Annotated in this window: 25 protein-coding genes and 1 pseudogene; 15 read left to right on the top strand and 11 right to left on the bottom strand. The window is 64.8% G+C overall.

The window, feature by feature from the left end; genetic code table 11:
- The first annotated feature begins 20 nt into the window (after positions 1–20).
- A complete protein-coding gene (locus ACE3T2_RS15165; protein ID WP_374658772.1) occupies positions 21–830 on the top strand; it encodes a sialate O-acetylesterase in 810 nt (269 codons plus the stop codon).
- On the opposite strand, the gene ACE3T2_RS15160 is transcribed toward ACE3T2_RS15165, so the two are convergent.
- The gene (locus tag ACE3T2_RS15160; RefSeq protein ID WP_374658770.1) at positions 788–1057 is read right to left on the bottom strand and encodes a hypothetical protein; all 270 of its coding nucleotides are present in this window, start codon (positions 1055–1057) and stop codon (positions 788–790) included. The two genes, ACE3T2_RS15165 and ACE3T2_RS15160, sit on opposite strands and share 43 nt — an antisense overlap.
- An 85-nt stretch (positions 1058–1142) precedes the next feature.
- Here ACE3T2_RS15160 and ACE3T2_RS15155 point away from each other — a divergent pair, with 85 nt between their 5' ends.
- Positions 1143–1712: a type II toxin-antitoxin system HicB family antitoxin gene (locus tag ACE3T2_RS15155; RefSeq protein ID WP_374658869.1), complete on the top strand. Its 570-nt coding sequence runs from the start codon at positions 1143–1145 to the stop codon at positions 1710–1712.
- A gap of 110 nt (positions 1713–1822) precedes the next feature.
- On the opposite strand, the pseudogene ACE3T2_RS15150 reads toward ACE3T2_RS15155, so the two are convergent.
- The 6 genes and pseudogenes from ACE3T2_RS15150 to ACE3T2_RS15125 all read right to left on the bottom strand — a co-directional run.
- Positions 1823–3025, bottom strand: a pseudogene (locus ACE3T2_RS15150) (cation:proton antiporter); the annotation flags it as partial.
- Between the two features lie 215 nt (positions 3026–3240).
- Positions 3241–4506, bottom strand: coding sequence for a type II toxin-antitoxin system HipA family toxin (locus tag ACE3T2_RS15145; RefSeq protein ID WP_374658768.1), 1266 nt, complete (start codon positions 4504–4506; stop codon positions 3241–3243).
- Positions 4496–4831, bottom strand: coding sequence for a helix-turn-helix transcriptional regulator (locus tag ACE3T2_RS15140; RefSeq protein ID WP_374658766.1), 336 nt, complete (start codon positions 4829–4831; stop codon positions 4496–4498). The genes ACE3T2_RS15145 and ACE3T2_RS15140 overlap by 11 nt, the downstream gene beginning before the upstream one ends.
- 124 nt (positions 4832–4955) lie before the next feature.
- Entirely contained in the window at positions 4956–5786 is an 831-nt protein-coding gene (locus ACE3T2_RS15135) for a site-specific integrase (protein ID WP_374658764.1), read from the bottom strand.
- A 739-nt stretch (positions 5787–6525) separates the two neighbouring features.
- On the bottom strand, positions 6526–7929 hold the full coding sequence (chrA, locus tag ACE3T2_RS15130) for a chromate efflux transporter (protein WP_184723125.1): 1404 nt from the start codon (positions 7927–7929) through the stop codon (positions 6526–6528).
- On the bottom strand, positions 7926–8885 hold the full coding sequence (locus ACE3T2_RS15125; protein WP_184723128.1) for a chromate resistance protein ChrB domain-containing protein: 960 nt from the start codon (positions 8883–8885) through the stop codon (positions 7926–7928). The genes chrA and ACE3T2_RS15125 overlap by 4 nt, the downstream gene beginning before the upstream one ends.
- A gap of 29 nt (positions 8886–8914) precedes the next feature.
- On the opposite strand from ACE3T2_RS15125, the gene ACE3T2_RS15120 reads away from it, so the two are divergent.
- The 13 genes from ACE3T2_RS15120 to ACE3T2_RS15060 all read left to right on the top strand — a co-directional run bounded on the left by ACE3T2_RS15120 (position 8915) and on the right by ACE3T2_RS15060 (position 22298).
- Positions 8915–9826, top strand: a complete 912-nt coding sequence (locus ACE3T2_RS15120) for an alginate export family protein (protein WP_221444751.1) — start codon at positions 8915–8917, stop codon at positions 9824–9826.
- Positions 9720–10307, top strand: coding sequence for an alginate export family protein (locus ACE3T2_RS15115; RefSeq protein WP_374658867.1), 588 nt, complete (start codon positions 9720–9722; stop codon positions 10305–10307). The genes ACE3T2_RS15120 and ACE3T2_RS15115 overlap by 107 nt, the downstream gene beginning before the upstream one ends.
- Before the next feature lie 66 nt (positions 10308–10373).
- A complete protein-coding gene (locus tag ACE3T2_RS15110; protein WP_184723131.1) occupies positions 10374–10682 on the top strand; it encodes a hypothetical protein in 309 nt (102 codons plus the stop codon).
- Positions 10683–10871: 189 nt separating this feature from the next.
- A complete protein-coding gene (locus tag ACE3T2_RS15105) occupies positions 10872–11420 on the top strand; it encodes a cytochrome b (protein ID WP_184723134.1) in 549 nt (182 codons plus the stop codon).
- A gap of 46 nt (positions 11421–11466) precedes the next feature.
- Positions 11467–12168 carry a VIT family protein gene (locus tag ACE3T2_RS15100; protein ID WP_184723137.1) on the top strand — a complete coding sequence of 234 codons (702 nt, stop codon included), beginning with the start codon at positions 11467–11469 and terminating at the stop codon, positions 12166–12168.
- A gap of 184 nt (positions 12169–12352) precedes the next feature.
- Positions 12353–13027 (top strand): response regulator transcription factor, encoded by a 675-nt coding sequence (locus tag ACE3T2_RS15095; protein WP_184723140.1) that lies wholly within the window; start codon positions 12353–12355, stop codon positions 13025–13027.
- Positions 13028–13080: 53 nt separating this feature from the next.
- Positions 13081–14043 carry an ATP-binding protein gene (locus tag ACE3T2_RS15090; RefSeq protein WP_316628061.1) on the top strand — a complete coding sequence of 321 codons (963 nt, stop codon included), beginning with the start codon at positions 13081–13083 and terminating at the stop codon, positions 14041–14043.
- A gap of 369 nt (positions 14044–14412) precedes the next feature.
- Positions 14413–15234 carry a phosphatase PAP2 family protein gene (locus ACE3T2_RS15085; protein WP_184723146.1) on the top strand — a complete coding sequence of 274 codons (822 nt, stop codon included), beginning with the start codon at positions 14413–14415 and terminating at the stop codon, positions 15232–15234.
- 285 nt (positions 15235–15519) lie between these two features.
- Positions 15520–16647, top strand: a complete 1128-nt coding sequence (locus ACE3T2_RS15080) for an efflux RND transporter periplasmic adaptor subunit (protein ID WP_184723149.1) — start codon at positions 15520–15522, stop codon at positions 16645–16647.
- A gap of 7 nt (positions 16648–16654) precedes the next feature.
- Positions 16655–19726 carry an efflux RND transporter permease subunit gene (locus ACE3T2_RS15075; RefSeq protein ID WP_184723153.1) on the top strand — a complete coding sequence of 1024 codons (3072 nt, stop codon included), beginning with the start codon at positions 16655–16657 and terminating at the stop codon, positions 19724–19726.
- The gene (locus ACE3T2_RS15070; protein ID WP_184723156.1) at positions 19719–20018 is read left to right on the top strand and encodes a DUF3240 family protein; all 300 of its coding nucleotides are present in this window, start codon (positions 19719–19721) and stop codon (positions 20016–20018) included. The genes ACE3T2_RS15075 and ACE3T2_RS15070 overlap by 8 nt, the downstream gene beginning before the upstream one ends.
- Positions 20015–21259 (top strand): TolC family protein, encoded by a 1245-nt coding sequence (locus tag ACE3T2_RS15065; RefSeq protein ID WP_184723159.1) that lies wholly within the window; start codon positions 20015–20017, stop codon positions 21257–21259. The genes ACE3T2_RS15070 and ACE3T2_RS15065 overlap by 4 nt, the downstream gene beginning before the upstream one ends.
- A gap of 127 nt (positions 21260–21386) precedes the next feature.
- Positions 21387–22298 (top strand): LysR family transcriptional regulator, encoded by a 912-nt coding sequence (locus tag ACE3T2_RS15060; RefSeq protein WP_184723162.1) that lies wholly within the window; start codon positions 21387–21389, stop codon positions 22296–22298.
- Here the strand turns inward: ACE3T2_RS15060 and ACE3T2_RS15055 are convergent.
- From ACE3T2_RS15055 to trbF, 4 genes are read right to left on the bottom strand one after another with little or no spacing between them, the layout of a single operon-like run.
- Positions 22271–22507: a DUF2274 domain-containing protein gene (locus ACE3T2_RS15055; RefSeq protein ID WP_184723166.1), complete on the bottom strand. Its 237-nt coding sequence runs from the start codon at positions 22505–22507 to the stop codon at positions 22271–22273. The two genes, ACE3T2_RS15060 and ACE3T2_RS15055, sit on opposite strands and share 28 nt — an antisense overlap.
- Complete coding sequence (locus ACE3T2_RS15050) at positions 22504–23685, bottom strand: TrbI/VirB10 family protein (protein ID WP_184724235.1); 1182 nt, start codon at positions 23683–23685, stop codon at positions 22504–22506. The genes ACE3T2_RS15055 and ACE3T2_RS15050 overlap by 4 nt, the downstream gene beginning before the upstream one ends.
- 35 nt (positions 23686–23720) lie before the next feature.
- Positions 23721–24737, bottom strand: coding sequence for a P-type conjugative transfer protein TrbG (gene trbG / locus ACE3T2_RS15045; protein ID WP_374658756.1), 1017 nt, complete (start codon positions 24735–24737; stop codon positions 23721–23723).
- The gene (trbF, locus tag ACE3T2_RS15040) at positions 24734–25417 is read right to left on the bottom strand and encodes a conjugal transfer protein TrbF (RefSeq protein ID WP_184723172.1); all 684 of its coding nucleotides are present in this window, start codon (positions 25415–25417) and stop codon (positions 24734–24736) included. The genes trbG and trbF overlap by 4 nt, the downstream gene beginning before the upstream one ends.
- Position 25418 lies beyond the last annotated feature (1 nt).

Here is a 25418-nt window from a genome sequence, read left to right as displayed (position 1 = left end):
ACCAATCAACGTAGCCTGCGATGCTGGATCACCTGGGCGCTTCAATAGACTGCCAGCCGGTCATGGTGGTCGTGGCGGGCCAGTCGAACGCCCTGGGTTATACACTCTCGGCTGCCGATCTTCCGCCCCGTCTCGCCGCCCCTACCGAGGGCGCCATGATCTGGGATCCGGCACGGCGCGCCTTCGCCGATCTTCGGCCTGGGATCAACACTGGCTCGCCGAACCAGCCGCGCAACTGGGGGCCGGAGGCCCAATTCGCCTATCGATGGCGCGCCGAGCGCGCTTGCGCGCCGCTCTACATCGTCAAATACGCCCGCGGCGAGACCGGCCTGGCGCTGGATCCGCTCCGGCCCGACTGGTCTACACAATCGCGCGGGGAGCTCTGGGACAAGGCCGCGGCTGAGATCGACGCGGCGAAGGCGGCGCTCGCGGCCGGCGGACTGCGCCCGTCAGTGACCGCTGTGCTCTGGATGCAGGGCGAAACCGACAGCGAAACGCCGGCCAAAGCCGCCGCCTACGAGGTGAACTTGAGGGCCTTTGTCGCCGCCATTCGCATGCGGTGGGGCGATAAAGACACTGTCGTGCATATTGCGCAGATCGATCGACCGGTTCCTGCCAAGCGTGGCTGGGATACTGTACGAACGGCTCAGGCTGCGGTCGCAGCGTCAACGCCTGGTGTTACCCTGATCGACACCGCCCCATTCGAGCGACAGCCATCGGACGGCACGCATCTCACCGCGCAGGGGCAAGTCAAGTTGGGCGACGCATTCTACGAGCAGGTGCGCGGTCAGCCGTCCAGCTTCTCCGGGGTGAAGCTGATCACGCCCTGACGTTCCAGCTCGGTCAGAATCTGGTCGATCTGGCTACGCAGCTCCAACATGCAGCTGGGCGTGATGATCAGATAGCCGGACTTCACCATATGCTCCTGGCCTGTCTCGTCGGCGGTGTTGGCCGCGAACGCCAGCCGTGCGACGCCCGACTGGAATCCAAGGCCCGCCATCGAATCCGCGAAGATCATCGGCAGGTCGAACTCGGGCAAACCGGGCGGGCTGGGCATGGCCGCCTCATCGCATGATTCCGCCCTCGCGCGATGCGCGGTTGAATTTGCGCAAAAATACACAACATGAAGCTCCAACCTGTTCATGGAGGCGCTCATGCCCAATCTCGTCTTCGTCGCCCTCGCGACCGGCGATCAGCAATCCGGTTACCAGGCCAAGGTTCCGGACCTGCCGGACCTGAACGTGGCCGGCGCCGGCATCGCCGATCTCGTCGCCGCCGCCCGCGAGGCCATCCTGAAGGCGCTCCAGCGGCTGACCGACGAGGGCCAGGAGTGGCCACGGCCCACGGCGGCCGAAGCTGTGACCACCGCCAGCGGCGAAATCCCCTTTCTGATCGACATCTCGGTCGAGGACGCGCCGGTGCGCGTGAACATCTCGATCGGCGAACAGCTGCTGAAACGCATCGACCAAGCGGCGGAGGCGCGCGGCATGAGTCGCTCTGGCTTCATCGCCTCGGCGGCCCGTACCGCCCTCGGCGAGAAGATCGGCTCGGGAACCGGCGCTGACTTCGACGCCATCGCCCGCAAGCTGCAGGACGAATGGTCGGTGCTTGGCCGCAAGATCACCGAGAGCCTCGGCCCCGACTCCGCCTTCACCCGCCGCCGGTGTTCCTGCAGCAACTGGGGATGGACGAGCGCGCCGTCCGGGCCGTAGGCCAGCGTCTCGACAACCTCCATCCGCGCGCGCGCCATCGCCGCTTCGGTCGCCGGCATGTCCATCCTGGCGGGCGGATCGGTGTCCACGGGCCGCACCTTGCGCACCAGCCAGCCCAGGCTGGCCCCCTGCGCCACCACGGTCACGAAGACCACGGTGAAGGCGCAGACCAGCATGAGGTCGCGGCCAGGCGTGTCGAGCGGCAGGGTCAGGGGGACCGCCACCGTCACCACGCCGCGCATGCCCGCCCAGCCGAGAATGGTCGACTGCCGCCAGCCCAGCGGATGGGCCGTCTTTAGTCCGGCCGTCTCGGCGACCTTCAGCACCGTCTCCGTCGCGAACACCCAGACGAACCGGGCGACCGTGACGGCGAGCACGACGCCGGCCACGGCGTAGACCATCTCCAGCGGCATCGCCTCGATCCCGCCGATCCGATCGATGACCCCGCGCAGCGAAAAGCCGATCAGGATGAAAACCAGCGCCTCGAGGACGAAGACCAGGATCCGCCAGACGGAGTTGCCGAGCAGGCGGACGTCGGCCGAGAGGATCGTATGCTGGTGCCAGCCCAGCACCAGGCCGGCCGCGACCGTGGCGATGACGCCCGAGACATGGACCGCCTCCCCCGCCAGATAGGCCGCCCAGCCGAGCGACGTGGTGGCCACGACGATCAGCATCCGGTCATGCAAGCGCTTGACCACGAACATCCAGACGGCGCCGACCGCCAGGCCGACCGCGGCGCCGCCGACGGCGACCACCGCGAAGCTCTGCACCGCCTCCCCGGCATGGAAGACCCCGCTCAGGGTCGCGGCGACGGCGAAGCGGAACAGGATCAGTCCGGTCGCATCGTTCAGCAGGCTCTCGCCTTCGATCAGCGCGGTCAGCCGGCGCGGCAGGGTCACGCCCTTCAGCACGGCCCGCGCCGACACGGCGTCGGGCGGCGAGACGATGGCGCCCAGCGCGAAGCAGGCCGCCCAGGGCAGGCCGGGCAGGATCCAGTGGGTGACCACCCCGACCGCCAGGGTCGTGAAGACCACAGCCCCGACCGCCAGCGAAAGAATTCCGCCCAGATGGCGTCGGAAGCGCCCCAGCGCGGTGTAGTAGGCGCCATCCATCAGCAGCGGCGGCAGGAACAGCACCAGCGCCAGTTCCGGGTCGAGCGAGATGGCGGGCAGGCCCGGGGCGAAGGCGAGCGCGCCGCCCCCGACCAGCAGCGCGGCCGCGGGCGGAAGCTTCAGCTTCAAGGCAAGCCACGAGAGCGCCACCACCAGCGCCAGCAGGATGAGCACCAGCTCGAACGCTTCGACGCCATGCATCAGGCCGCCCCCCGCTGACCGCGCGCCCTCCAGGGCCCGCCTTTAAATCCGTCTTCCGAATGGTGCTGGCGCCGGAGCGGCGAAATCAACCGCATCGAATGCAAACTGCGGTTTCACCGTTGGGGGAACCGTGCGCGGACGATTGCTACACAAACCTGCTACACAATCACGCGCCTGAAATCGTCCCAACCATCGGGAAAGGCTCAGAAAAGCGGTCAGTTGGCTTCCCACCCTTCAAGTGCAAACGGATTGAGGAACTGGCGCCCCCAGAGGAACCGGCGATCCACTTCCGTTAAACCTGCCTCGTCGCATACGGCTGACCACTGCGCACGGATGACTGCCAACTGAGCCTCGATGATCGCCTTCGCCCGTTCCTCCGACAGAAGGAATTGGGGCGCCGCTTCGAGGCAGACCGTCAACTGGCTCAGACGCTTGTTGCCTGTGATCAGCATAGCCTGACTCGCTTCGCCCCCGGTGCGGCCTTGGGGACAAATGTCGTAGGCGGGCGTGAGGGAGAGAATTCTGCCGTCCCAGAACGCGGCGTGATTGCGGGCATGATCGTCGGTGTTGCCCGAGAGGATGTTGAAAACGACGCGCCCAAATAGCTCTTCCAGCGTCGGCGTCGGATCGGTGAAGCGATGCCGGATCGCGGTCGCTAAATCTTCGTAGCTCGCATAGCGAGCTTCATTCTCATCGAGTTCAAGAATGGTGAGCGCAGAGACCATCGCGCGCCTCGTCCATCCTTCTTCCACCAGTGACCGGTCGAAGCGTTCGATCAGGAGAACATCTTTCCCCAGCCCGTTCGTGAGCGACACATTGGCGGCATTCAATCCGACTTCACGAGCGAGCCGCATGGCGACGAACTCTGCCTTCACGACGTTGTAGAGGTCGCCGGTGGCTGAGAATTTCGCGATCAGCTTCCGATCCCCGTCCTCGATCAACGCCTTTGGCCGGGCGCCGCCCAGCGAGGTTCCATGTTGGAGCGCCAAGTCCAGGTCAGGGGATAGGGGCACCCCCTTCTCGACCCGCTCCGCAGACTGCATCAGCTCATCGAGCGTCGCATTTTGGCGGGCACGCGCGACGTATTCCGTCGCAGAGGCCTGAAAGTCCAAGGCCCCGATCCGATCCGAACCGGATTCCATCAAGTATGTAAGTTCGTCGAGATCGATGCTGTCCGCATCCTGTCCCTTAAGGCCCATCGTGCGGTTGATGATGACACGTCTGCCCCACGCATCCGGCGAAGCATCTCGGATGCAGCTTGGCATTTGCATGTTCGCCCGAGGTCGCATCTCGCCGGACTGAAGCGGCAACTCGGGTTCGTAGATCGAGATCGCGTCTTTGCGAGCGAGGTAGCTGCGGCCATAATTGAACTGCAACCGACCGTCTCGCTGACGCTCTATGCGTCCAGCAACAACCGGCTCGGTTTTGCCCGGCAGCCATATCCACACGTAGGCTTCGTCGTAGCGAATTTCAGAAGTCATCCTTCACCGTCGTCCGTGCCTTGTGGATGGCTTTGGGCAGAAGGCGCAGCTTTTCATCGTGCTCGGCCAGACGCATGGTCAGGTTACTGCGATCTTCCTCAAAGAGGGTCACGCCGACGATTGAGGCGGCTTCAAAGGCGACGCCGATGGCGCAGCGTGGATCACCAGCCTCGATCCGCCGCATCATGTCGCGCGAAACGCCAACCCGCTCCGCCAACTCGGCAACGCTCAATTTGCGCTCCAATCGGTTGATACGGATGGCTTGCCCAAGCACTCTTACGGCCTCTCGCCCATAGCGGGAATATGCGCGCACAACCCTTTCCATGACACAGGCCTCCTGACCGGATTGCAGATATTTTGACTTACATATAAGCCATAAATTTCTTTGTGACTTACATATAAGGCAATCGCTCTGTAATTCATATGGGATCGCCGACGTTCGTCGTCAGCTACGGTTCGAGATGGGAAAGGTCGAGATCAGGGTAGCTGACCCGACTGATCGCCTCGAACAGGGTCGCGACCCTGTAGCCGCTACCATAGGCGTCTGAGACGGAAGCCGATGAACCGGAACCGCCCGGAGCCGACCAACCGCCCAGCGCGAGCGCGATGTCCCGTTCAATCCGAGCCTCTCGAAGCGCATCGCGGAAATTGTGCCGAAAACTATGAAAGCAGGTCTTATTCGACCGCGCTTTGGCCTTCCCTGTGAACCGCGTGAACCAAGCCGAGAACGTGGTTGAGCGGTAGCCTGTCGCTCCAAGCCCGACCTCGCCAAACAGCTTGATCTCCCCGGCGCGCCTACGCTCAACAACGAAGTCCATGAACCTCAGAGCCACAAGCTCCGGGTGGATCGGAACCACCCGCGCGCTTGAGGCGGTCTTGAGCCGTTTATCAGTCGCGCTGCCAGCCGAGGCCTCCGTGATGACGAAGCACGGGACTTCTTCGATCAGTCGGACATCGGTGACATCAAGCTGGCAGGCTTCATTCAGCCGAAGGCCGTTGAACAGTGAGATGAGCGGAATCCAGAAGCGCGCATTGCGCGGACGGCAATTTCCCGGCGCGGCGTAGCCATGCCCGTCGTCGCGGCAGCCGGTGTGGAGCGGCGCCGTGAAGATCGCTCGAAGCTGGGCCGTGGAGAACGGTAGTCTCTTATCCCTCCGCAGCGCCGCATCTGGCACCCTCAATCCATTTGCCGGATTGCGGTCCATCATCTCTTCCTTCACCGCCCAATTGAACACGCCGCCCACCTTGTTGAGGTAGGTGTTTATGTTGCTCGGGCTCATGAGGTCGGTGCGCTCCGCCTTCTTGGCTCATGCCGCGATCTCGATGGGGCTCAAACGGGGATAGCGCGTCAGCACGTTGCGCGGCAGCCAACGCAAGGTCTCTATCAGGGCGCGGCAGTGAGCCCGAGTGATCGACCGAACGGGGGGCTTCTCGCCTAAGATGGCCAGAACCAGCCTTCGGGTAGTCTCGTAAGAGAGCCGGGTTCGAGGCGACCAATCCCTCGTCGGATCGGTCATCGTAGAGTTCTTGGAGGGTGGCGCCCGGCGACACCTCCGCAGCCGTTGGCCTAATCTCGGACCAGCCGCTCGATAGCGAGCCTCGCAGATCACACCTCGACAGAGGTTGTTGATCGACATGTAGCCCAGCGCGAGCGCGGGCTTCCTCGAAACCCTGCTCAATCGTCCAACTGACCGCTTTTCTGAGCCTTTCCCGATGGTTGGGACGATTTCAGGCGCGTAATTGTGTAGCAGGTTTGTGTAGCAATCGTCCGCGCACAGTTCCCCCAACGGTGAAACCGCAGTGTTTTCAACGATGGGGAGAAGAATGGCGCCCCGCACTGGATAAACATAACGAATATGTGTCGCCGCTTACACTACTCTAGAACCGCCTTCCCCCGCATCACGCTGCCGCGCGTAGTCGTTATGTGACAATCGGCGCTTCGTCGATGAAGTGCGCGATCAGCCGGAGTTAGGCCATGCGGGCGATCTGCGCGAAACTTCCGTCACCGGGACTCTCCATTCATGCGAGGACGACATAGGTTGCGCCGAGGCCGGCGCAGGCGAACAGCGCCGGGATCATACCGACCTTGAACCGGAACACCGCGATCGCGGCACCCGCCGCCAGCAGCAGCGCGGGCAGATTCAGGGAGGCAAGGACCGGCGTCTCGAACACGGTGCCTGCGATCCTGACCTCGCGCACTTCGCCGAACAGCGTGTGGATGGCGAACCAGAGCGCGAGGTTGAGGATGACGCCGACCACCGCCGCCGTGATTGCGGTGAGCGCTGCCGAGAGCGCCCGATTGCCGCGCAGCCGCTCGACGAATGGCGCACCGGCGAATATCCAGAGGAAGCACGGGAGGAACGTCACCCAGGTCGTGAGGATCGCGCCCAGCGTTGCGGCGACTAGCGGCGGCAGGCCGGTCGCATCGCGGAAGGCCGCGAGGAAGCCGACGAACTGGACCACCATGATGAGCGGTCCCGGCGTCGTCTCGGCAAGGCCGAGGCCGTCGAGCATCTCGCCGGGCCGGAGCCAGCCATAGGTATTCACCGCCTCCTGCGCGACATAGGCGAGCACCGCATATGCACCGCCGAAGGTAACAACCGCCATCTGGCTGAAAAAGGTCGCGATGCGCGTGAACACATCGTCCGGGCCGAGCAGCGCCAGCAGCAGGATGACCGGTGCCAGCCACAGGAACAGCAGCGCGCCGGAAATCTTGAGCGACCAAGCGAGATTGGGCCGGGCATGATCGGGCAACCCCTCACCAAGCGCTGTGTCGCGATCATGGACCACATTGCCGCCCGTCGATCCGTGTCCGCCGCCACCCTTAAACGCGGCGAGCCCTCTGCGGCCGCCAATGTATCCGGCAAGGGCAGCGGTCAGCACGATCAGGGGGAACGGCACATGAAGGAAGAAGATGGCGACGAACGCCGCAGCGGCGATTCCGCGCATGACGTTGTTCTTGAGCGCCCGCGACCCGACGCGCACGACGGCTTGCACCACCACAGCAAGCACCGCCGCCTTGAGGCCGAAGAACAGCCCTTCGATCAGTGGTGCATGGCCGAGCAGCACATAGAGATAGCTCAGGCCCAGAATAGCGAGGAAGCCGGGCAGGACGAACAAAGCTCCCGCGACCAGCCCGCCCTTAGTCTTGTGGAGCAGCCAACCGATATAGGCGGCGAGCTGCTGCGCCTCGGGACCGGGGAGCAACATGCAATAGTTGAGCGCGTGCAGGAACCGTTCCTCCCCGATCCACTTCTTTTCGTCGACCAGGATACGGTGCATTACGGCGATCTGCCCGGCAGGACCGCCGAAGCTGAGTGCCGCGATCCGCGCCCAGACACGCATTGCCTCGCCGAATGGGATACCATGATCCCTGTAGGGCACGTCTGACCGTTCCAGCGGGTCGGTGAGGACCGGGCTCATCGCTCGCCCTTTCGGCTGCTGAAATAGGCGTGGAACTGATCGAGCGCGTCGCCGCCGCGCGCGATCCGCTCAAGATCATCTTCGCTGGACGCGCAGACGCCCGACAGCATCGCGTCAAGCCCGGCCGCCTCGGGCCGGTCGAACTTGCCGTCGCCAATGTCCAGCTCGTGGATGATTTCCGCGATCGAAACTAGCGCTGGATCGCCGTCCAGCCCGGCGCGAAACACCAGCGTCTCGAAGCTGCACCGATCGCCCTCATGGGTGAACTCGGCATCGGCCATGTCGAAGCGCAGCTCGCCGGGCTCGGGCGCATAGCTCTTGCCGTCGATGAACTTGAAACCAGCCTTGGGGTCGATGAAGCGGCGGATGAGCCAGGCGCAGGCGATGCGATCGACATGGACGCCGCGCCGCGTGACCCAGGTCCGGCCCTTGAGATCGGCGGGTGTCAGCTCAGGCGGGGTGTCCAACCGGCTGACATCGGGATGCGCGTAACGCTGCGCATCCAGCTCGCGCAGCGCCGCTTCGGCGCCTTGCCGGCCATGCGCGCCGAAGAAGTCGAGCCGGACGATTTCGGCAAGCCGCCTCTGGAGTTTGGCGATCTCGGGACCGGACGCCGGACCCGTATCGAGCAGCCGTCGCGCGGCGTCGGCCAACTCGTCATAGTCCGCGTCGCGCGCCGCATCGAACAGCGTGCGCAGCTCGGCATCGCTCTGGCCCTCGATCAGACGCGCGTCGATCAGCACGGCTTCGCCGCCGCTGGCAATGATCTCGCCGAGCAAGTCATGAAAGGCGATCTCGGCATCCTCGCGACGCGGCAGCACATGGACGGCATTCTTGAGCGGCACCGCGCCAATCGCCTGCAAGCGGCGCCAGATTTTCACGCGCAGATAAGGCGGTTTTGCCGGGAGCTGATGCAGCAGCGCCAGCCAGTTTTCGGGACCGGTTGTATCAATCATAGTGCATATGTATCATTTCACGCGATTCGATGAAACATATATATCTCATATCGGCTTTCGCGCTCACCGCGACCTTCGCCCAACCTGCTCGGGCGCAGCAGGCGCCGCCGGACGGCCTGACGCTCTCCGGCTCGGTGCGCGTGCGCTATGAGACGCTGGACGGCCAGGCACGCGCCGGGTTCGGTGTCGAGGATGAGTTGTTCAGCATCCGCACCACGATCCTCGCCGAATATCGGGAAGATGGGTTCAGAGTCGGGGTCGAGCTTTACGACAGTCGAGCATATGGCAGCGAGCCGGGCAGCGCGATCGGCACGGCCGAGGTAAACACGCTGGAGCCAGTGCAAGCCTATGTCGGCTATGAGGTCCGCGAACCCTTTGGTCGGGGCACGGCGCTGGCGGTGCAGGCGGGACGGTTCACCCTCAATCTCGGCTCGCGGCGTCTGGTCGCGGCCGACGATTATCGCAACACCACCAACGGCTATACCGGCCTGCGCGCCGACATCCATGCGGGCGACGGCACGGCGGCGACGCTGATCTACACGCTGCCGCAGGTGCGCTTGCCCGACGATCTGCCCGCGATTCTCGACAACAAGGTCCGGCTCGATCGCGAGAGCTTCGACTTGCAGCTTTGGGGCGGGCTGGTGAGCAGGCCGCGCGTGATTGCGGGCGCGTTGGCGGAGATTGGCTATTTTGGCCTTGCGGAACGCGATGCGCCGGGGCGGCCGACGCGCAACCGCCATCTCCATAATATCAGCGCGCGGCTGATCCGTGATCCCGCGCCGGGCAAGGCGGATTTTGAGGTCGAGGGCATCTATCAGCTCGGCTCGTTCCTCGCTGGCGGCTACCGCGCCCGAACTCGACGTATCGGCTTGGTTCCTACACGCCGATGCGGGCTATACCTTCCACGGTCCGCTGAAAGCACGGCTGTCGGTCGAATATGACCATGCCAGCGGCGACGGATCGGGCCGCGCGTTCGGACGGTTCGATACGCTGTTCGGGATGCGACGAGCCGATCTCGCTCCGGCGGGCATCTACGCGCAGATCGGACGGGCCAATATCAGCACGCCGGGCGTCCGGCTGGAAATGGCGCCGACATCCCGGCTTGACGGCTTCGTTGCTTATCGGGCGATGTGGCTTGCCGAGCGGACTGATGCTTTTTCGACGACGAGCGTGCGCAATCCCTCCGGGCGCAAGCAGGTCTCAGGCGCTTGTCCTTTGATATTCGCCAGCTTCAATATGCTGTCGCGGCTGCGGATCATGGCAGTTTCTACCGCGCGGCGCGCGCTCGACCTCGAACAATCAACCCTAAGTCGCAACCTTCGGCCAACTCACGGAGAACAAGGCCAGCGTCAACGGTGTATTATGGATACTGGCGTGATGATAGCGGCAATTCAAGTTTACAGATTTTCCTGTAATTCATAAGAGTCTATTTTGGCTATATTTAAATAGCGAGATTGTTATTTCTATTTCTTGTCGGAGGCAGATGGCATGTTACAAGGCAAGACACTCATCATCGTGCTGGTTGCGCTGGTCATCGGGTTTGCCGGAGGGTTCGTCCTAAGGCCCATCATCATTCCAGCGCAGCAATCGGTGGTGGACGCCAACGCGGCGCCCATCGCGCCGACATCGACCGATGCACGCGGCACCCAGTATTTCTTGGTCCACATCGACGAGGCGCGGCAGGTCGTTACCGGATGCCGCAATGGTTCGGTGCGGGGTGGCGAATGCACCACCGCCGAGGAAGCGATTATCAAGGCCGATGCCCAGGAACGGCGCAAGCGATTCTTGGGCAACTGACGGCTATGCGCCAGAATAGTCCTTCGCGGCCGCATCGTCAGAATGCGGTCAGGTTCATCCTGTAGCCGGCTAAGCTGACAATAACGATACTTCCGATCAGTCCAATGATCGGTGAGCTTGATGGCGCAGGCCGAAACTCGAACTGAATCATCGCCGGACCGGGACGATGTCACAAGTGGAGCGCTAAGGATGAGTGGGAGCCTGAAATCCGGACGCTACGGAAGCTTGAGCATCGCGCTGCATTGGCTGATGCTGCTGTTGATTGCGGTCGTTTATGCCTGCATCGAACTTCGCGGATATTATCCAAAAGGGAGTGACATCAGGGAAGGCATGAAAGCGTTGCATTTCATGCTGGGCCTGACAGTCCTGGCCTTGGTCATTATCCGCGTGATCGCCCGCATAGTGGGAACCACGCCTCGAATCACGCCTGAACCAAAGGCATGGCAACGCTTCCTGTCGCGTTCTGTCCACCTAGCATTGTATCTGTTCATGATTTTCATGCCCGTGGCCGGTTGGCTGGTTCTGAGCGCTTCGGGCAAGCCTATCCCGTTCTTCGGCCTCGTCTTGCCTCCGCTGATGGGAGAGAACAGGGATGCCGCCCACCAGATCAAGGAACTGCACGAAACGGTGGGGACTATCGGCTATTACCTGATCGGCCTTCACGCCCTCGCTGCACTCGTCCATCACTATGTCATGAAAGACGATACATTGCGCAGGATGCTGCCATGGCGCGCCTAGAACAGCCGGCCCGCGCCGCCGGGTCAGATCGCGTGGGGACCAAGCGATGAGCAGACTACGAACTCATCCTGAGCGCCACGCAGTGAGCCGCATCGGCTGGCTGCGCGCTGCCGTCTTGGGCGCCAACGACGGGATAGTGTCGACAGGGAGCCTGATCGCCGGTGTCGCTGCTTCCGGCGCGGATAAAGCCGCTATCCTGATCGCAGGCGTTGCGGCGTTGGTTGCCGGCGCAATGTCGATGGCGGCGGGTGAATATGTTTCGGTCAGTTCGCAGTCGGATACAGAGAAGGCCGATCTTGCGATGGAAAAGCGCGAACTCACAGATCAACCCGATTTCGAGCGCCAGGAACTGGCGAATATCTACGTCGGACGAGGACTCGATGTCGATCTCGCCTTGCAGGTTGCCGATCAACTTATGGCCAAGGACGCTTTGGGAGCACATGCTCGCGACGAACTTGGCATCTCGGAAGTCTCGACTGCGCGCCCCCTGCAGGCCGCGCTGACTTCGGCGATCACCTTCAGCGCCGGAGCGGCGGCGCCCCTGGCCGTCATTGCGCTAGCCCCGCAACAGTTCCTGATCCCGCTAGTGATCGCCACATCGCTGGTTTGCCTGGCTGTGCTCGGATTCCTCGGCGCCCAGGCGGGCGGAGCTGCACCTATTCGCGCCGTGATCCGAGTCACCTTCTGGGGCGCACTGGCGATGGCTCTGACGGCGGGTATCGGACGCCTTTTCGGGACATCTCTTTGAATTTTCGCATCGCATCGAGAAATCTCTACCGTCAGGGTGACTTCGGCCATGGGACGTATCGCGACAAGAGCCGATCATCTTCTCCCGAGGTTCAGCAGATATCCATGCGATTTCCGTCATTGTGATTGAAGAACGCAGGTCGAACACGACCGCGCCCGAACTCTAGACTAGAGAGTCGCCCCTCATGCGAGTGCTTATCGTCGAGGACAACGACCGGCTGGCAAAGCTGATGGCCGAGGGACTTCAGCGCCGGGGCTTCTCATGCGACATCGCCTGCAATCTCGCCGATGCGGACAGCGCCATGGATGGCGCGGCCTATGACGCGATCGTACTCGATCTCGGCCTGCCCGATGGTGATGGCATCGACTGGCTCGGCGCAAAGCGCCGCGCACGGCATGTCGCGCCGGCGCTCATCGTGACGGCGCGCGGTGCGCTGGAAGACAGGGTTGCGGGACTCGATGGCGGAGCGGACGATTATGTCGTGAAGCCGATCGAGATCGAGGAACTCGCGGCACGAATTCGAGCACTGCTGCGCCGTCCCGGTCCACGAGCGCAGACCGTGATCGAAATAGGATCGCTAAGCTTCGACACGGCAGCCAGGGCGGCGCACTACCAAGGCAATGAGATCGACTTGTCCCGCCGTGAAGCCGATCTTCTGGAGCTGCTCATGCGTCGCGCGGGCACGGTTGTCCGGCGCGGTGTGATCGAGGATGCGCTCTATAGCTTCAACGAGCCGGTCACGCCCAATGCCGTGGAAGCGGCGATGTCACGATTGCGACGGAAAATCGACGAAGCTGGAGCCGGCGGAAAGCTGCATACGATCCGGGGCATCGGCTATATGCTGCGAGAGACGGCATGACACATCGGCGATCCGTTTCCCGGCGTCTGGCAAGAGGGCTCGGTCTGGTCGGATTGGTCGGTTCGCTTCTTTTGCTTGCCGCCGTTGTCTTCTTCTACCGCCTCTCGTTTGTCGATCTCAACGCGAATCAGGCCACCGTCCGCGCGATCCAGGAGATGCTGGAACATGTCGCCTTGCCGGTTCTTGTCCTATTGGCGCCGATGGCGTTTGTCGGTCTCAGGGTCATCCGGCAGGCTTTCATGCCGCTGGAAGAGACCGCCGTGGAAATCGAGGCGGCGCGCGGGCATGAGCGCGGATATCGAATCGACACGTCGCGGATGCCTGCCGAAGCATTGCCGTTCACGGATGCCGTCAACGATCTTCTTGGGCGTCTGGACGAGGCGGCGGCACGGCAAGAAGCTTTTGCCGCCGACGTCGCGCATGAGTTGCGAACCCCGCTCGCCATGCTGTCACTGGAGCTAGACCGGCTCGACCATGCCGAGGCAAGTCGTCTGAAAACCGATGTGGCGGCAATGCGACGGCTGATCGATCAATTGATGCTGCTCGCCCAGGTCGACGCGGCGACGGCGGCGCAACTGGCACCCGAGGCCGTGCCGTTGACCGATGTAGCGACCGATGTCGTTAGCCTATTGGCGCCGGGTGTGATCGCGGCCGGCAAGACGATCGCCCTGGAAGCCGGGGCGGAATCGCCGATCGTGCGCGGCCGGCGCGAAGCGATAGCGGCGGCGCTCCGCAATCTGGTGGAAAATGCGGTGCGCGCGACGCCTGCCGGTGGCACAGTGCAGGTGTTCGTCGGCCCAGGGGGCGTCATACGGGTCAAGGATCAGGGGCCGGGCCTGTCTTCCGATCGGCTGCGTGATCTGGTCCAGCGTCACAGCCGCGCCGACCATGCCAGCAAGGACGGCGCGGGTCTAGGCCTCGCGATTGTCGAGCGGATCATGGCGGCGCATGGCGGTGCGCTGACCACCGATCCGGGCGGGCGCGAACTGACATTGCAGTTCCCGAACAATAGCTGAATCTTCTCGTCGTCAGGGAGCCGTCAGTTTGCCCTTCTAGGCGACGGGCATGAACAGCCGGGTCCATATTCCCATTAGCGCCATAGTCCTGGTCGGCGTCGTATCCGGCCTGTGGTGGACCGCTGCGGACTTGATCGCGCTGGCGCCCCCCTGCGGCGCGGCCGGGGACGGTTCAAGAAAATGCAGGAGCCGTCCCCGGCGAACTCAGGGTGGACGGCAAACAGGCGGCGCAGCTTGGTATCCGGCTGGCGCCTGCCGTCGCGGCCGAGGACACCCCGCTGGCAACAGTGCCGGCGGTGATCCAGTGAAGAGCGGGCTGCACGGCTCGACTAAGGATTCCTGCATTGACAGATCGATTTGGGGCGTTCGATGACGGACCTGTCGGCTGTCGCGGAGCCCAAGCGTCGTTCGCGTCGCCTCTTTTCCGAACACCGTCTGCGGCGAAGGGTGACCTGGGCGCGCCTCGTGCTCGTCGCCGGCGCGCGGCCGGATGAGCCCGTGGCCATCGCCCTGGCCGCGACTCTTGGCCTGTCGGCCTATTTCATGGTCCTGCCGGGCATCGACATGGCGGTCAGCACCCTGTTCTACAGCCCCGAAACGGGCTTCGCCCTGGCCGCCGAGCCGGTGCTGAAAGCCTTGCGGAAATCTTCCAGCCTAGTGCTGGGCGTGGTCCTGCTGGGCCTGGTCGCGACGGCGGTGGCCGGTGTCATTCGCCGCCGTCGCCTTGCCGGCCTGGCCCGGCGCGCGGTCGTTCTGCTGGCGGGCTTGGCGCTCGGTTCGGGCCTCATCGTCAACAGCCTGCTGAAATCACTGTGGGGCCGCGCCCGGCCGGTCCAGATCGAAGCGTTCAGTGGCGAGGCCGACTTCACCGCCGCCTGGAGGCTGAGCGACAATTGCGCCTCCAACTGCTCGTTCGTCTCGGGCGAAGCGTCCTCGGCGGCGTGGATGGTCGGCGTCGCCGTCCTGATGGCGCCCGCGGCTTGGCGCGCGCCGGTCGTGGCGGCGGCCCTCGCCTATGGACTGGCGCTGTCGCTGAACCGGATCGCCTTCGGGGGGCATTTCCTGTCGGACGTCCTGTTGTCCTGGGCGATCACCGCGTTGGTCATCGCGGTGCTGCACCGGGCGGCGCTGGCCTGTCCCAAGGTCGCGCGCCGGGCTCGCCGCGTCCGTCGCTGGGTTCTGCCGGCCTGAAATCCCGGCGAAGAAGCGCCAATTCTGCGGCAGGGCGCAAAGGCCCAGGCCGTGGTTTGTTCGTGACCGGCCGGATTCTGCGCCTTCTTCTCCTGACGTCGCTCGCCCTGCTCCTATCGGCGGCGGCGACTTGGGGGGCTCGGCCGGTTCTGGACCGCCATCGGCGGCGCATGGCGGAGCGCTGACCACTGATCCGGGCGCGTGAACTGACATTGCAGTTTCCGGACAATAGCTGAATCTTCCCGCCGTCAGGGAGCCGTCAGCTTGCCCTTCTAGGCGAAGGGCATGAACAGCCGAGTCTATATTCCCATTGGCGCCATAGTCGTGGTCGGCGTCGTATCCGGCCTGTGGTGGATCGCTGCGGACTTGAACGCGCCGGCGCCCCCTGCGGCGCGGCCGGGGACGGTTCAAGAAAATGCAGGAGCCGTCCCCGGCGAACTCAGGGTGGACGGCAAACAGGCGGCGCAGCTTGGTATCCGGCTGGCACCTGCCGTCGCGGCCGAGGATACCCCGCTGGCGACAGTGCCGGCGGTGATCCAGCCCCCGGCGAATGCGCGTGTCGCGGTGGTGGCGACCTTCCCTGGCGTGGTGATGCGCACACTGGTCGTCGAAGGCGACACCGTGCGGCAGGGACAGGCGCTGGCGGTCATTTCCAGCCGCGAGGTGCTGATGTTGGGGGCTGACCTGACGCGAGCAAATGCGCGCCTCGGAGTCGCCCGCTCGAACGCCGCCCGTCTGACACAACTCAGCCACGAGGGCATTGTTGCCGGCGCGCGCGCCGACGAAGCGAGTGCGATGGCCGTGGAAGCCAATGCCGACGTTTCCGAGAAAGCGCGCATCCTGCGGATGGTCAACGGTCATGGCGCGAGCGGCGCCTATACGCTGACGGCGCCCATCGGGGGGCGGGTCACGGCCGCCAGCATTCAGGCAGGAGGTTCGGTGGACGGAACGACCGCGCCTTATGTGATCGACGCGGCGAACCGCTACGAGGTGCTCGGCCAGTTGCCCGAGCGTTTTGTAGGGCTGGTCCGCCCCGGAATGACCGTGCGGATCGACCCGAACATAACGGGGCGTGTGACGGCGGTAGGATCGACAATCGATCCGGCAACCCGATCAGCCAGCGTGAAGGCAGAGATCGCCGCAGGTCCGGGCATCGTCGCCGGCCGGGCGACCAGTCTGTCGATTGCCGGCCCGGCCCCTGCGGGCGCGGTCGCCGTGCCGGCTAACGCTGTCACCAGGGTGGATGACCGGACCGTCGTTTTCGTCCCCACTACTGGCGGTTTTGCAATGCGCGACGTGACAATCGGTGGGACAGTCGGCGGTCAAGTCGTATTACTGTCCGGCTTGGCGCCCGCCGAACAGATCGTGATCGCCGGCACGAGCGCGCTCAAAGCGCTCGCCCTGTCGCGGTAATCGGCCCATGCTTCGCGCGCTGGTCGCCACGGCACTATCCTATCGCCTGCTCGTTCTCGCTCTCGCCCTGACAGTGGCGGGCCTCGGCGCATGGGCATTCGTAAACCTTCCTGTCGATGCCTATCCCAATATCGCCCAGACGCAGGTCAAGATGATCCTGAAGGCGCCTGGTATGACACCCGAGGAGGTGGAGAGCCGCGTCATCACGCCGATCGAGATGGAGATGCTGGGTATCCCCAATCAGGCGATTCTACGCTCGACCGCGAAATATGCCATTGCCGACATCACCATCGACTTCACCGATGGGACCGATATCTACTGGGCGCGCCAGCAGGTCGCCGAGCGCTTGTCGGGTGTGCTGGCCGACCTCCCGGCTTCGGTCAGCGGCGGCCTCGCGCCAATTTCAACGCCGCTGTCCGATGTCTACATGTTCACGATCGAGGGACCGCTCAGCCTCCAGCAGAAGCGCGAGTTGCTCGACTGGACGATCCGGCCCGCGCTCAGGACCGTGCCCGGCGTCGCCGACGTCAATGCGCTTGGCGGCTATGTGCGGACGTTTGAGGTCAGGCCCGATCCGGTCGCGCTCGCAAGCGCGAAGCTTTCGATCGCCGACCTGCGCGGCGCGATCGAGACCGGCAACCGCAATGACGGCGCGGGCCGGCTCACAGCCGGCGAGGAATCGCTGATCGTGCGCGCTGTTGGCGCGATCCGCACGATCGAGGATCTCGAGTCGCTCGTCATCGCCAGCCGCGATGGCCGCATCATCCGTCTGGGCGATGTCGCGGCAGTCGGAGCTGGGAGCCTCACCCGCTACGGCGCCGTTACCAAGAACGGCAATGCCGAGACAGTCGAGGGATTGGTCATCGCCTTGCGCGGGGCCGATGCCCGGCAGGTTGTCGATGGCGTGCGCGCCCGGCTGGAGGAAGTCCAGAAAACCCTGCCGGCCGGAACCCACATTGATGTCTTCTACGACCGATCCGACCTCATCGGTCACGCCATCGGCACGGTCGAGGAGGCACTACTCGAAGCCACGATCCTCGTCATCGTCCTTCTCATTCTGTTTCTGGGCGACTGGCGAGCCGCCGCAATCGTCGCTGCGACTCTGCCGATGGCGGCGTTCATTACTTTCCTGTTCATGCGCGGCATGGGCCTGTCCGCTAATCTGATGAGCCTGGGTGGCCTGGCCATCGCGATAGGGATGCTTGTCGATGGCGCGGTGGTGGTGGTCGAGAATATCGTCGAGCGGCTTGGGCGCGAACATGAGGAAGGCCATCCGCGCCTCAATCAGATTTTCCAGGCGTCAAGCGAAGTCATCGTGCCAGTCTCTGCCGGCATCATCATCATCGCCCTCGTCTTCCTGCCACTGCTTTCGCTCCAGGGGCTCGAAGGCAAGCTGTTCGCGCCGGTCGCGCTCACCATTGTCTTCGCGCTAGCCGGATCGCTTCTGTTGGCGCTGACGCTGGTTCCGGTTCTGTCGTCGTTCGGACTCAAGAGCGGTCATCAAGGCGAGCCGTGGATCATGCGCCAGCTCTCGCCACGCTATCATGCACTGCTGGAAGCCGCGTTCGCCCACAAGCGGATCGTCTATGGTCTGGCGGCGGCTGGTCTTGTGATCGCCGGAATGGCCTATGGCGCTGTCGGCAAGACCTTCATGCCGACGATGGACGAAGGTTCGGTCATCGTCCAGCTCACCAAGCTGCCCTCGATCAGCCTCGACCAGTCAGTGCAAGGCGACATGGCCGTTCAGCGCGCGCTGCGCACCGTGCCTGAGGTGCAGGACGTGATCGCCCGCGTCGGTTCCGACGAGATCGGTCTCGATCCGATGGGGCCAAACGAGACCGATAGCTACGTGCGCCTCAAGCCGCAGTCCGAATGGCGCGGGGACAAGGATTTCGTGGTCGGCGAAATGCGCAGGGCGATCGAGGGTCTGCCCGGCATCCAGCCCAGCTTCACCCAACCGATCGAGATGCGCGTATCCGAGATGCTGACCGGCGCGCGCGGCGACCTTGCGGTCAAGATATTCGGCCCAGACCTCGTGACGCTCGGCGATCTCGCCGGGCAGGTCCAGCGCGCGCTCTCGGGCATCAACGGCGCCTCTGAAGTGCTGACCGTCGCCAATGACAGTGTCGACTATCTTCAACTCGACATTGATCGCGCGGCCGCCGGACGCTTCGGGATGCCGGTCGATCAGATGCAGGATGCGCTTCGCGCTCAGGTCGAGGGGGTTCGGGCCGGTATCGTCGCCGAGGGACAGAAGCGCGTGCCGATCGTCATCCGTGGCGACGAAAGCCTGCGCTCCGATCCCGCCCGTTTCGCCGACCTGCAATTGCTCACGCCGGATGGAGGTCTGGCGCGGGTCAGCGACATGGCTCGGGTCGAAACGACACAGGGGCCGGTCAAACTCGACCATGAAAATGGTTCCCGCTTCGCCCTGGTGCAGGCGTTCGTCTCAGGCCGGGATCTGGTCGGCTACGTCAATGAGGCCAAGGCGGCGGTCGCTGCACAGGTGAATCTGCCGCCGGGCTACCGCATTGTCTGGGGCGGCCAGTTCGAGAATCAGCAGCGCGCCTCGGCCCGATTGATGCTCGTTATCCCGGTGGCGCTGCTGCTGATCTTCTTCGTGTTGCTGGCGACGCTGCGGTCGCTGCGCGCAGCGATCCTCATCCTCGTCAACATTCCGTTCGCGATGGTCGGCGGCATCGTTTCTCTATGGGCTTCGGGTCAATATCTCTCGGTTCCCGCATCGGTCGGGTTCATCGCATTGCTCGGCATCGCCGTTCTGAACGGCCTCGTGCTGGTAGCCTATTTCCGCCAGCTTCTGGCTGAGGGCTACGGCATGGCGGAAGCGGTAAGGCACGGCGCGGAGCGCAGGCTGCGCCCTGTGCTGATGACCGCCAGCATCACCGCCTTCGGCCTGGTGCCGCTTCTGTTCGCCAGTGGCCCCGGATCGGAGATTCAACGACCGCTCGCCATCGTCGTCATCGGCGGCCTCATCACCTCCACGCTGCTGACGCTCGTCCTGTTGCCGATCCTGTTCGAGCGTTTTGGCGAGAGCGCCGGGAAGACCGAAAATGCCTGACCAGCTTCTGACTTTTCATTGCGCGATCCGGGATACGGAGACGATCGTGGAAGCGATCCGCACCATCGCACACGCACCGATACATATTCGGGAAGAGGCCGTGCGTGGTCGGGATTTCAGCGACGCGCAAACCACTGAACAGGTGACGGGCAGTCTCCGGCGAAGCGCGGTCGAGTTGATCGTCACAGAGACTACCCTGCAGGATGTGGTTCGAGCGGTGACGGACTCGCGGCACGAGCGGCCGGTGCGCTGGCACGCCCTGTCGGTCGTCAGCCATGGGAGGATCGCATGAGACCCTCCATTCTGGCTCTGGCCATGCTCTTGATACTCGCACCGACTGCACTTCATGCTCAAGAGCCCGACCTGCCGCCGGTTGAGAAAGTAAACGAAGCTCTCGACAACCATCCGACCGTCATGGCCGCCGCTGCCCGGGTCGACGCCGCGCGCGCGCGCGAGGACATGTTGCGCATGGGGGCTCACGAGGCGACGATCGCGGGCAGCTATGTTCGCCGCAACGTCGACCGCGAAGGCGGCTATGACGAATTCGATGCGACCCTTTCCCGTTCGTTCCGTCTTCCCGGCAAGGCGGCGCTTGATCGCGAATCGGGCGCGCTGGGCGTCGAGGTTGCGGAGAACCAGATGGAGGACGCCCGCCATCAGGCGGCCTTGATCCTGTCGGGCCTCTGGCATGACTGGCTAACCGCCGGCAGTCACTATCACAACGATCTGGACTCGGCGCACGCGCTGGAAGCGGCTCTGACCGCCTTGCGTCGCCGCGTCCAGTTACGTGATGCCTCAGTGCTCGATCTCGACCAGGCATCCGCTGCGCTGGCGCAGGCTCAAGCTCTGGTCGCTGCATCGCTCTCTGCGCGCGAGCAGGCGCGCGTGATCCTGGCCGCGACGTTTCCGGAGATACCGCTTCCTCCCGAGCCGACCGAACTCGCCCTGCCCGAACCGCCGACACAGAATCTCGAAACCATGCGAGCACTGGTCATTGAGCGCAGTCATGAGATTCGCGCCGCCGATCGCGAAGCACAGCGATTGGCCGTCGTCGCGCGACGGGTTCGAGCAGACCGGATCGCCGATCCCTCCTTCGGAGTCCGCTTGTTCAGCGAGCGTGGCGGCATGGAGGGGGGCGCAGGCGTGGTGGCATCCATCCCGCTTGGAGGTGGCTATCGCCGGGCGGCGGCCGATCAGGCTTCAGCCGAGGCGAACGCCGCCCGTCTTGAACTCGCCAATATCCAGCGATCGGTCGCGGCCATTGCCGACGCGGACCTGTCCAACGCACGCACCCGGCTGGAGGCTTGGCGAAGCGCGCAGGCATCGGCACAGAGCGCATCCGACGCGGCCGGGAGGACGGAGCGTGGTTATCAGCTAGGCCAGATTGATCTGGTCGAACTGCTCTATGCTCGTCGGCAGGCGAACGACGCCCGCCGATCCGAGATTGATGCGCGATCGGAGGCATCGCGGGCGCTGCTGAAGTTGCAGATCGATTCCCATAGCATCTGGATTCCCGACGGCGATCATGATTGAGGCGTGCGTCGTTCGTGGGCGTGAAGCCAAGCCAAGGATCATGCCCGTTTGACTATCAAGCAAAGTATCCTTTCAGGAAGGCTCTTGATCGAAAAGACGCTCTAACAAAAAGAATAGAGGGCTATGCGTGCCGTTCGACATTCGTCAGCTTCGCTACGCCATAGCGGCGGCAGATCATGGCAGTTTCTACCGAGCGGCGCGCGCATTGGATGTCGAGCAATCGACGCTTAGCCGGAGCATTCTCAAGCTGGAGCGCGTGGTCGGGGTGAAGATATTCGAGCGATCCCGCGCGGGCGTCACCATGACGATCGCGGGGCGTCAGCTCGTCCGCGGCGCCCGGCCGATGGTGGCAAGCGCCGACAAGCTGGTGGCGACCATGCGGGCGGCGGGGCAAGGCCGCGCTGGCGGGCTTATAGTCGGGCATTACAGTTCGGTCTCCGCCGGAAACCTGCGCGCGACCATGTTGGGCTGGCGCAACGCGCATCCCGATGTCGATCTAGATGGCGTGGAAGTGGACCGGCGCGCGCTGTTCGCCGGGCTCGATACCGGCGAGATCGACATTGCGATCCTGTTGGGCGACGCCAGCCATGACGGGTTCCGGCACGAATCGCTCTGGAGCGAGCGCGTAATGGTCGCGCTGCCGGCCAATCATCCGCTGGCCGAGCGTGACCTGCTCCACTGGACGGACCTACGGCGAGAGCGGTTCCTGCTTACGGCCGCCGATCCCGGCCCGGAAATCCGAGACATGCTGCTGGGCCGCCTGTCGCTCGTCGGTGTCCAGCCGGACATCAGGATGCACCATGCCAGCCGCGAGACGATCCTGAGCATCCTAGGTGATGGGCTCGGCCTATCGATCGTCTGCGAGGGCGGGACGGGCGCACGCTATCCCGATGTGGTTTACCGACCCGTTCATAGCGAACAGGGGCCGGTGCTCATCGGCTATTCAGGATACTGGCGGAGAGACAACGGCAATCCCGCGCTGCGGCGATTCCTCGCCTTCGTGCGCGACCGCTATGCGCTATCCTTCGACATCCCCTGACGCTGGCTCTTGGTGAACGCCCGGTCGGTCGCCATGAATCGCGCGAGCATCGGGGCGACCAGCTTCTCCGGCGTCACGGCTTCGCTGCCGGTTTCAGTGGCCAGCGCAGCGGCATAGGCGGCGAGATCGCGGTGGACGGCAGCGGACAATTCCACCGTCAGCTTGACCGGCCGGTCGTCGGCGAGCGGCCCGAGCTTCAACTTGGTCATCGCGTTTCCCCGATGGGTTCGAGCACGAGGTCGCGCGTGATGACCACGCGCATTGGGTGCCCTGGCCGGATGGTGAGGGTCGGCTGCACATTGAGCTGACGCCGCACGATCTGCTGGCCGGTCTGGTTGATGGTGTCCTGCGAGCCGCGCCGCAGCGCACGGGTCAGGTCGTCCTCACTGTCGGCGCCCAACTCGGTGCCGACGCCGAGCAGCGTCGAGACGGCGGCGGCCTTGAGCAGATTGCCCCAATGCTGGTTCACGCGGTCCTGTAGCCCCGCAAACCCCGCGCCGTCGGCGCCAGGCTGGCGCTCGAGAACGATCGAGCGCCCGTTCGGCATGATGAGCCGATCCCAGGCGAGCAGCACGCGGGTCTGTCCGGCGGCGACTTCGCTGTCATACTCGCCGATCAGCCTCGCGCCCTGCGGGATGAGGAGGATGCGGCCGGTAGGGCTGTCGTAGACATTGGCCGTCACCTGCGCCGTGATCTGGCCGGGAAGGTCGGAGCGGATTCCGGTGATGAGTGCTGCCGGGACGACGCTGCCGGCCTGCACGACGTTGGGCGATGCGGGCGCGGCGAACCGTTCGACGCTTACCGAGCGCTGGTTGGATGCCTGCGCCATGAACGCGCGCTTGCCGGCCTGGTCGCCTTGTGCGGCCTGCTGAGCCGGCTCCTGCCCGGACGGAGTCGGCAAGCCCGGCGTCGCGATGGGCTCCGCGCCTGCGCGCGCGCCTCCGCTGCCAAGGAAGACCGAGCTGGTGCGCGCCGCATCGCGCTCCTGTGCGGCGCGCTGCCGGGCGGCTTCCGCCGCCTGTGCGCGGGGATCAGGCTGTCCAGCCTGGGCGCCGACCGGCGGCACGGGCACGTCTTCGCCGCGCTGCTGCGCCGACACGATCGGGCGGCCGAGATCGCCGGGCAGCGGAGGTCCAAGACGTGGCGCTTGGGCGTAGTCTCGCGGCCCGGAAGTGATCGCCTCCGAGGTAGCGCGGCTGTCGGTGTTGTAGAGTTCCTGGGCCGCCTTCTCTCCCGGTGGCCGGAGCGCATAGATCAGCGAGCCGCCGATGCCGAGTCCAGCGGCAACGCCGACAACGGCGAGTGCTTTGCGTGACAATCGCATGACGCGGGGCGGATCGCCGTGAAGCTGGAACGCGGCGGGATCGGACCGGCCCGCTTGGGGCATGGGCTGGCCTCCAACGGCGGCGTCGTGGCTGTTGGTCACGGCCGCCCCCTCCGTCCATCGTCGCGCACGATGCGGACGCGCTGCTCGGTGCGCCGATCGCCCAGGCGCAGCTCGGCGGCGGCGAACAGGCGATCGACCACCATGTAACGGCCCTGCACGCGGTAATTGACCAGCTCGGCGTCACCCCGCGCGCCGGTCACGAACAGCGGCGGCATCTCGCCTTGCGAGATCCCGGCGGGAAACTCGATGAAGACCTGCCGCCCGTCGTCGAACGCACGGGCTGGCGTCCACGGCACGCGGTCGCCCTCGATCCGGTAGCGGAAGTTGAGCGCCGAAACATCGACGCCGGTGGCTGCCGGCGAAGCGGCGGCAGCCACCGCATTGCGGCCCTGCAAGGCGATGAGCTGGTCCTGCGGATAGGTCCAGGAAACGGACGCCATGTAGGTCGCGGGCGTGGCGCGCAGCTCCACATGATAGGTGCGCCTATCGGTATTGATGACGAGATTGGTGGCAAGGTCCGGCCGGGTCGGCTTCACCAAGATATGGACACGCGCGGTCGCGCCGCTGCCGCTCACCGTGTCGCCGATGATCCAGCGCACCGTGTCGCCGGCCGCGACCGGCCCCGGCCCGACGAGCTGTTCACCCTCCTGCAAGGCAATGTCCGTCACCTGACCGGGCGCGGTATAGACCTGATAGAGCGCACCTTCGGTCCACGGATATTGCTGGATGGCGTTGAGGAAGCCGTCGCGCACCGGCTGGTTGCGGGCGGCGTCGTTGGCGTCGCCGACACGGCGGCGCGGATCGGCGGGCTCCGCCGGCCGCGCGCTCTCCGTCAGCGGCTTCAACTGGCCGGGCAACGGCAACGGCTCGGGGATCGTGACGATCTCGACCGCGCGGGGCGGCTCGGCCGCAGGCGTCGCCACGATCGCTGGGGGCGGATCGTCGAAGGCGATCACGGGCGGCCTGGCCGACGTGGTGGCGCAGCCGGCGAGTGCGGATGCAGAGACGAACAGCGCGGCCGTGACCGCGCGGCGGATGGGTATGCCGGTCATTGCGACAGCTCCTTCGACCAGTTGAGGGCATTGACGAAGACACCGAGCGGATTCTTGCGCAGGGCGTCAGGGGTGCGTGGCGGCTGGACGACGATGGTGAGGATCGCGGACCAGCGTTCGGTGGCAGCAAGGCTGCCGTCCTGATAGCGACGCTCGATCCAGGCCACGCGGAAGCTGTCGGGCGAGGCGCGGATGACGCTCGACACTTCCACTGCGACCTGCACCCGCCCGACATTGGCGAAGGGGTCGTTGGCGCGCGCATAGTCGTTGAGCGCGAGCGCGCCGCGATCGGTCGTGAAGTCGTAAGCCCTGAGCCAGTTCTGACGCACGATCACCGGATCGGCCGGGATCGCGCGGACCTGCTCGATGAAGCGGGCGAGATGGAACGCCACCTGCGGATCGGTCGGCCGGTAGCCGGCCTCGGCTGGCGCCACCGCCTGCGCTTCGCCCAGCCGATCGACCTGCACCACCCACGGGACGATATGGCCGCGAGTCGATTGCCAGACGAGGCCGCCGGCCAGACCGCCCGAAAGCGCGAGCGTGCCAAAGAACGCGAGCCGCCAGTTCTTCGCCTGCACGCGCGCCGAGCCGATGCGGTCGTCCCATGCCTGCGCCGCGCGCTGATAGGGTGTGGCCGGCTCGGGCGTCTGGCCGTAACGGATGCTCGGTCGCTTGAACATA

It is taken from the genome of Phenylobacterium sp. (genome assembly GCF_041919955.1).
Classification (GTDB): domain Bacteria; phylum Pseudomonadota; class Alphaproteobacteria; order Caulobacterales; family Caulobacteraceae; genus Phenylobacterium.
This window is presented reverse-complemented; position numbering and strand designations above follow the sequence as displayed.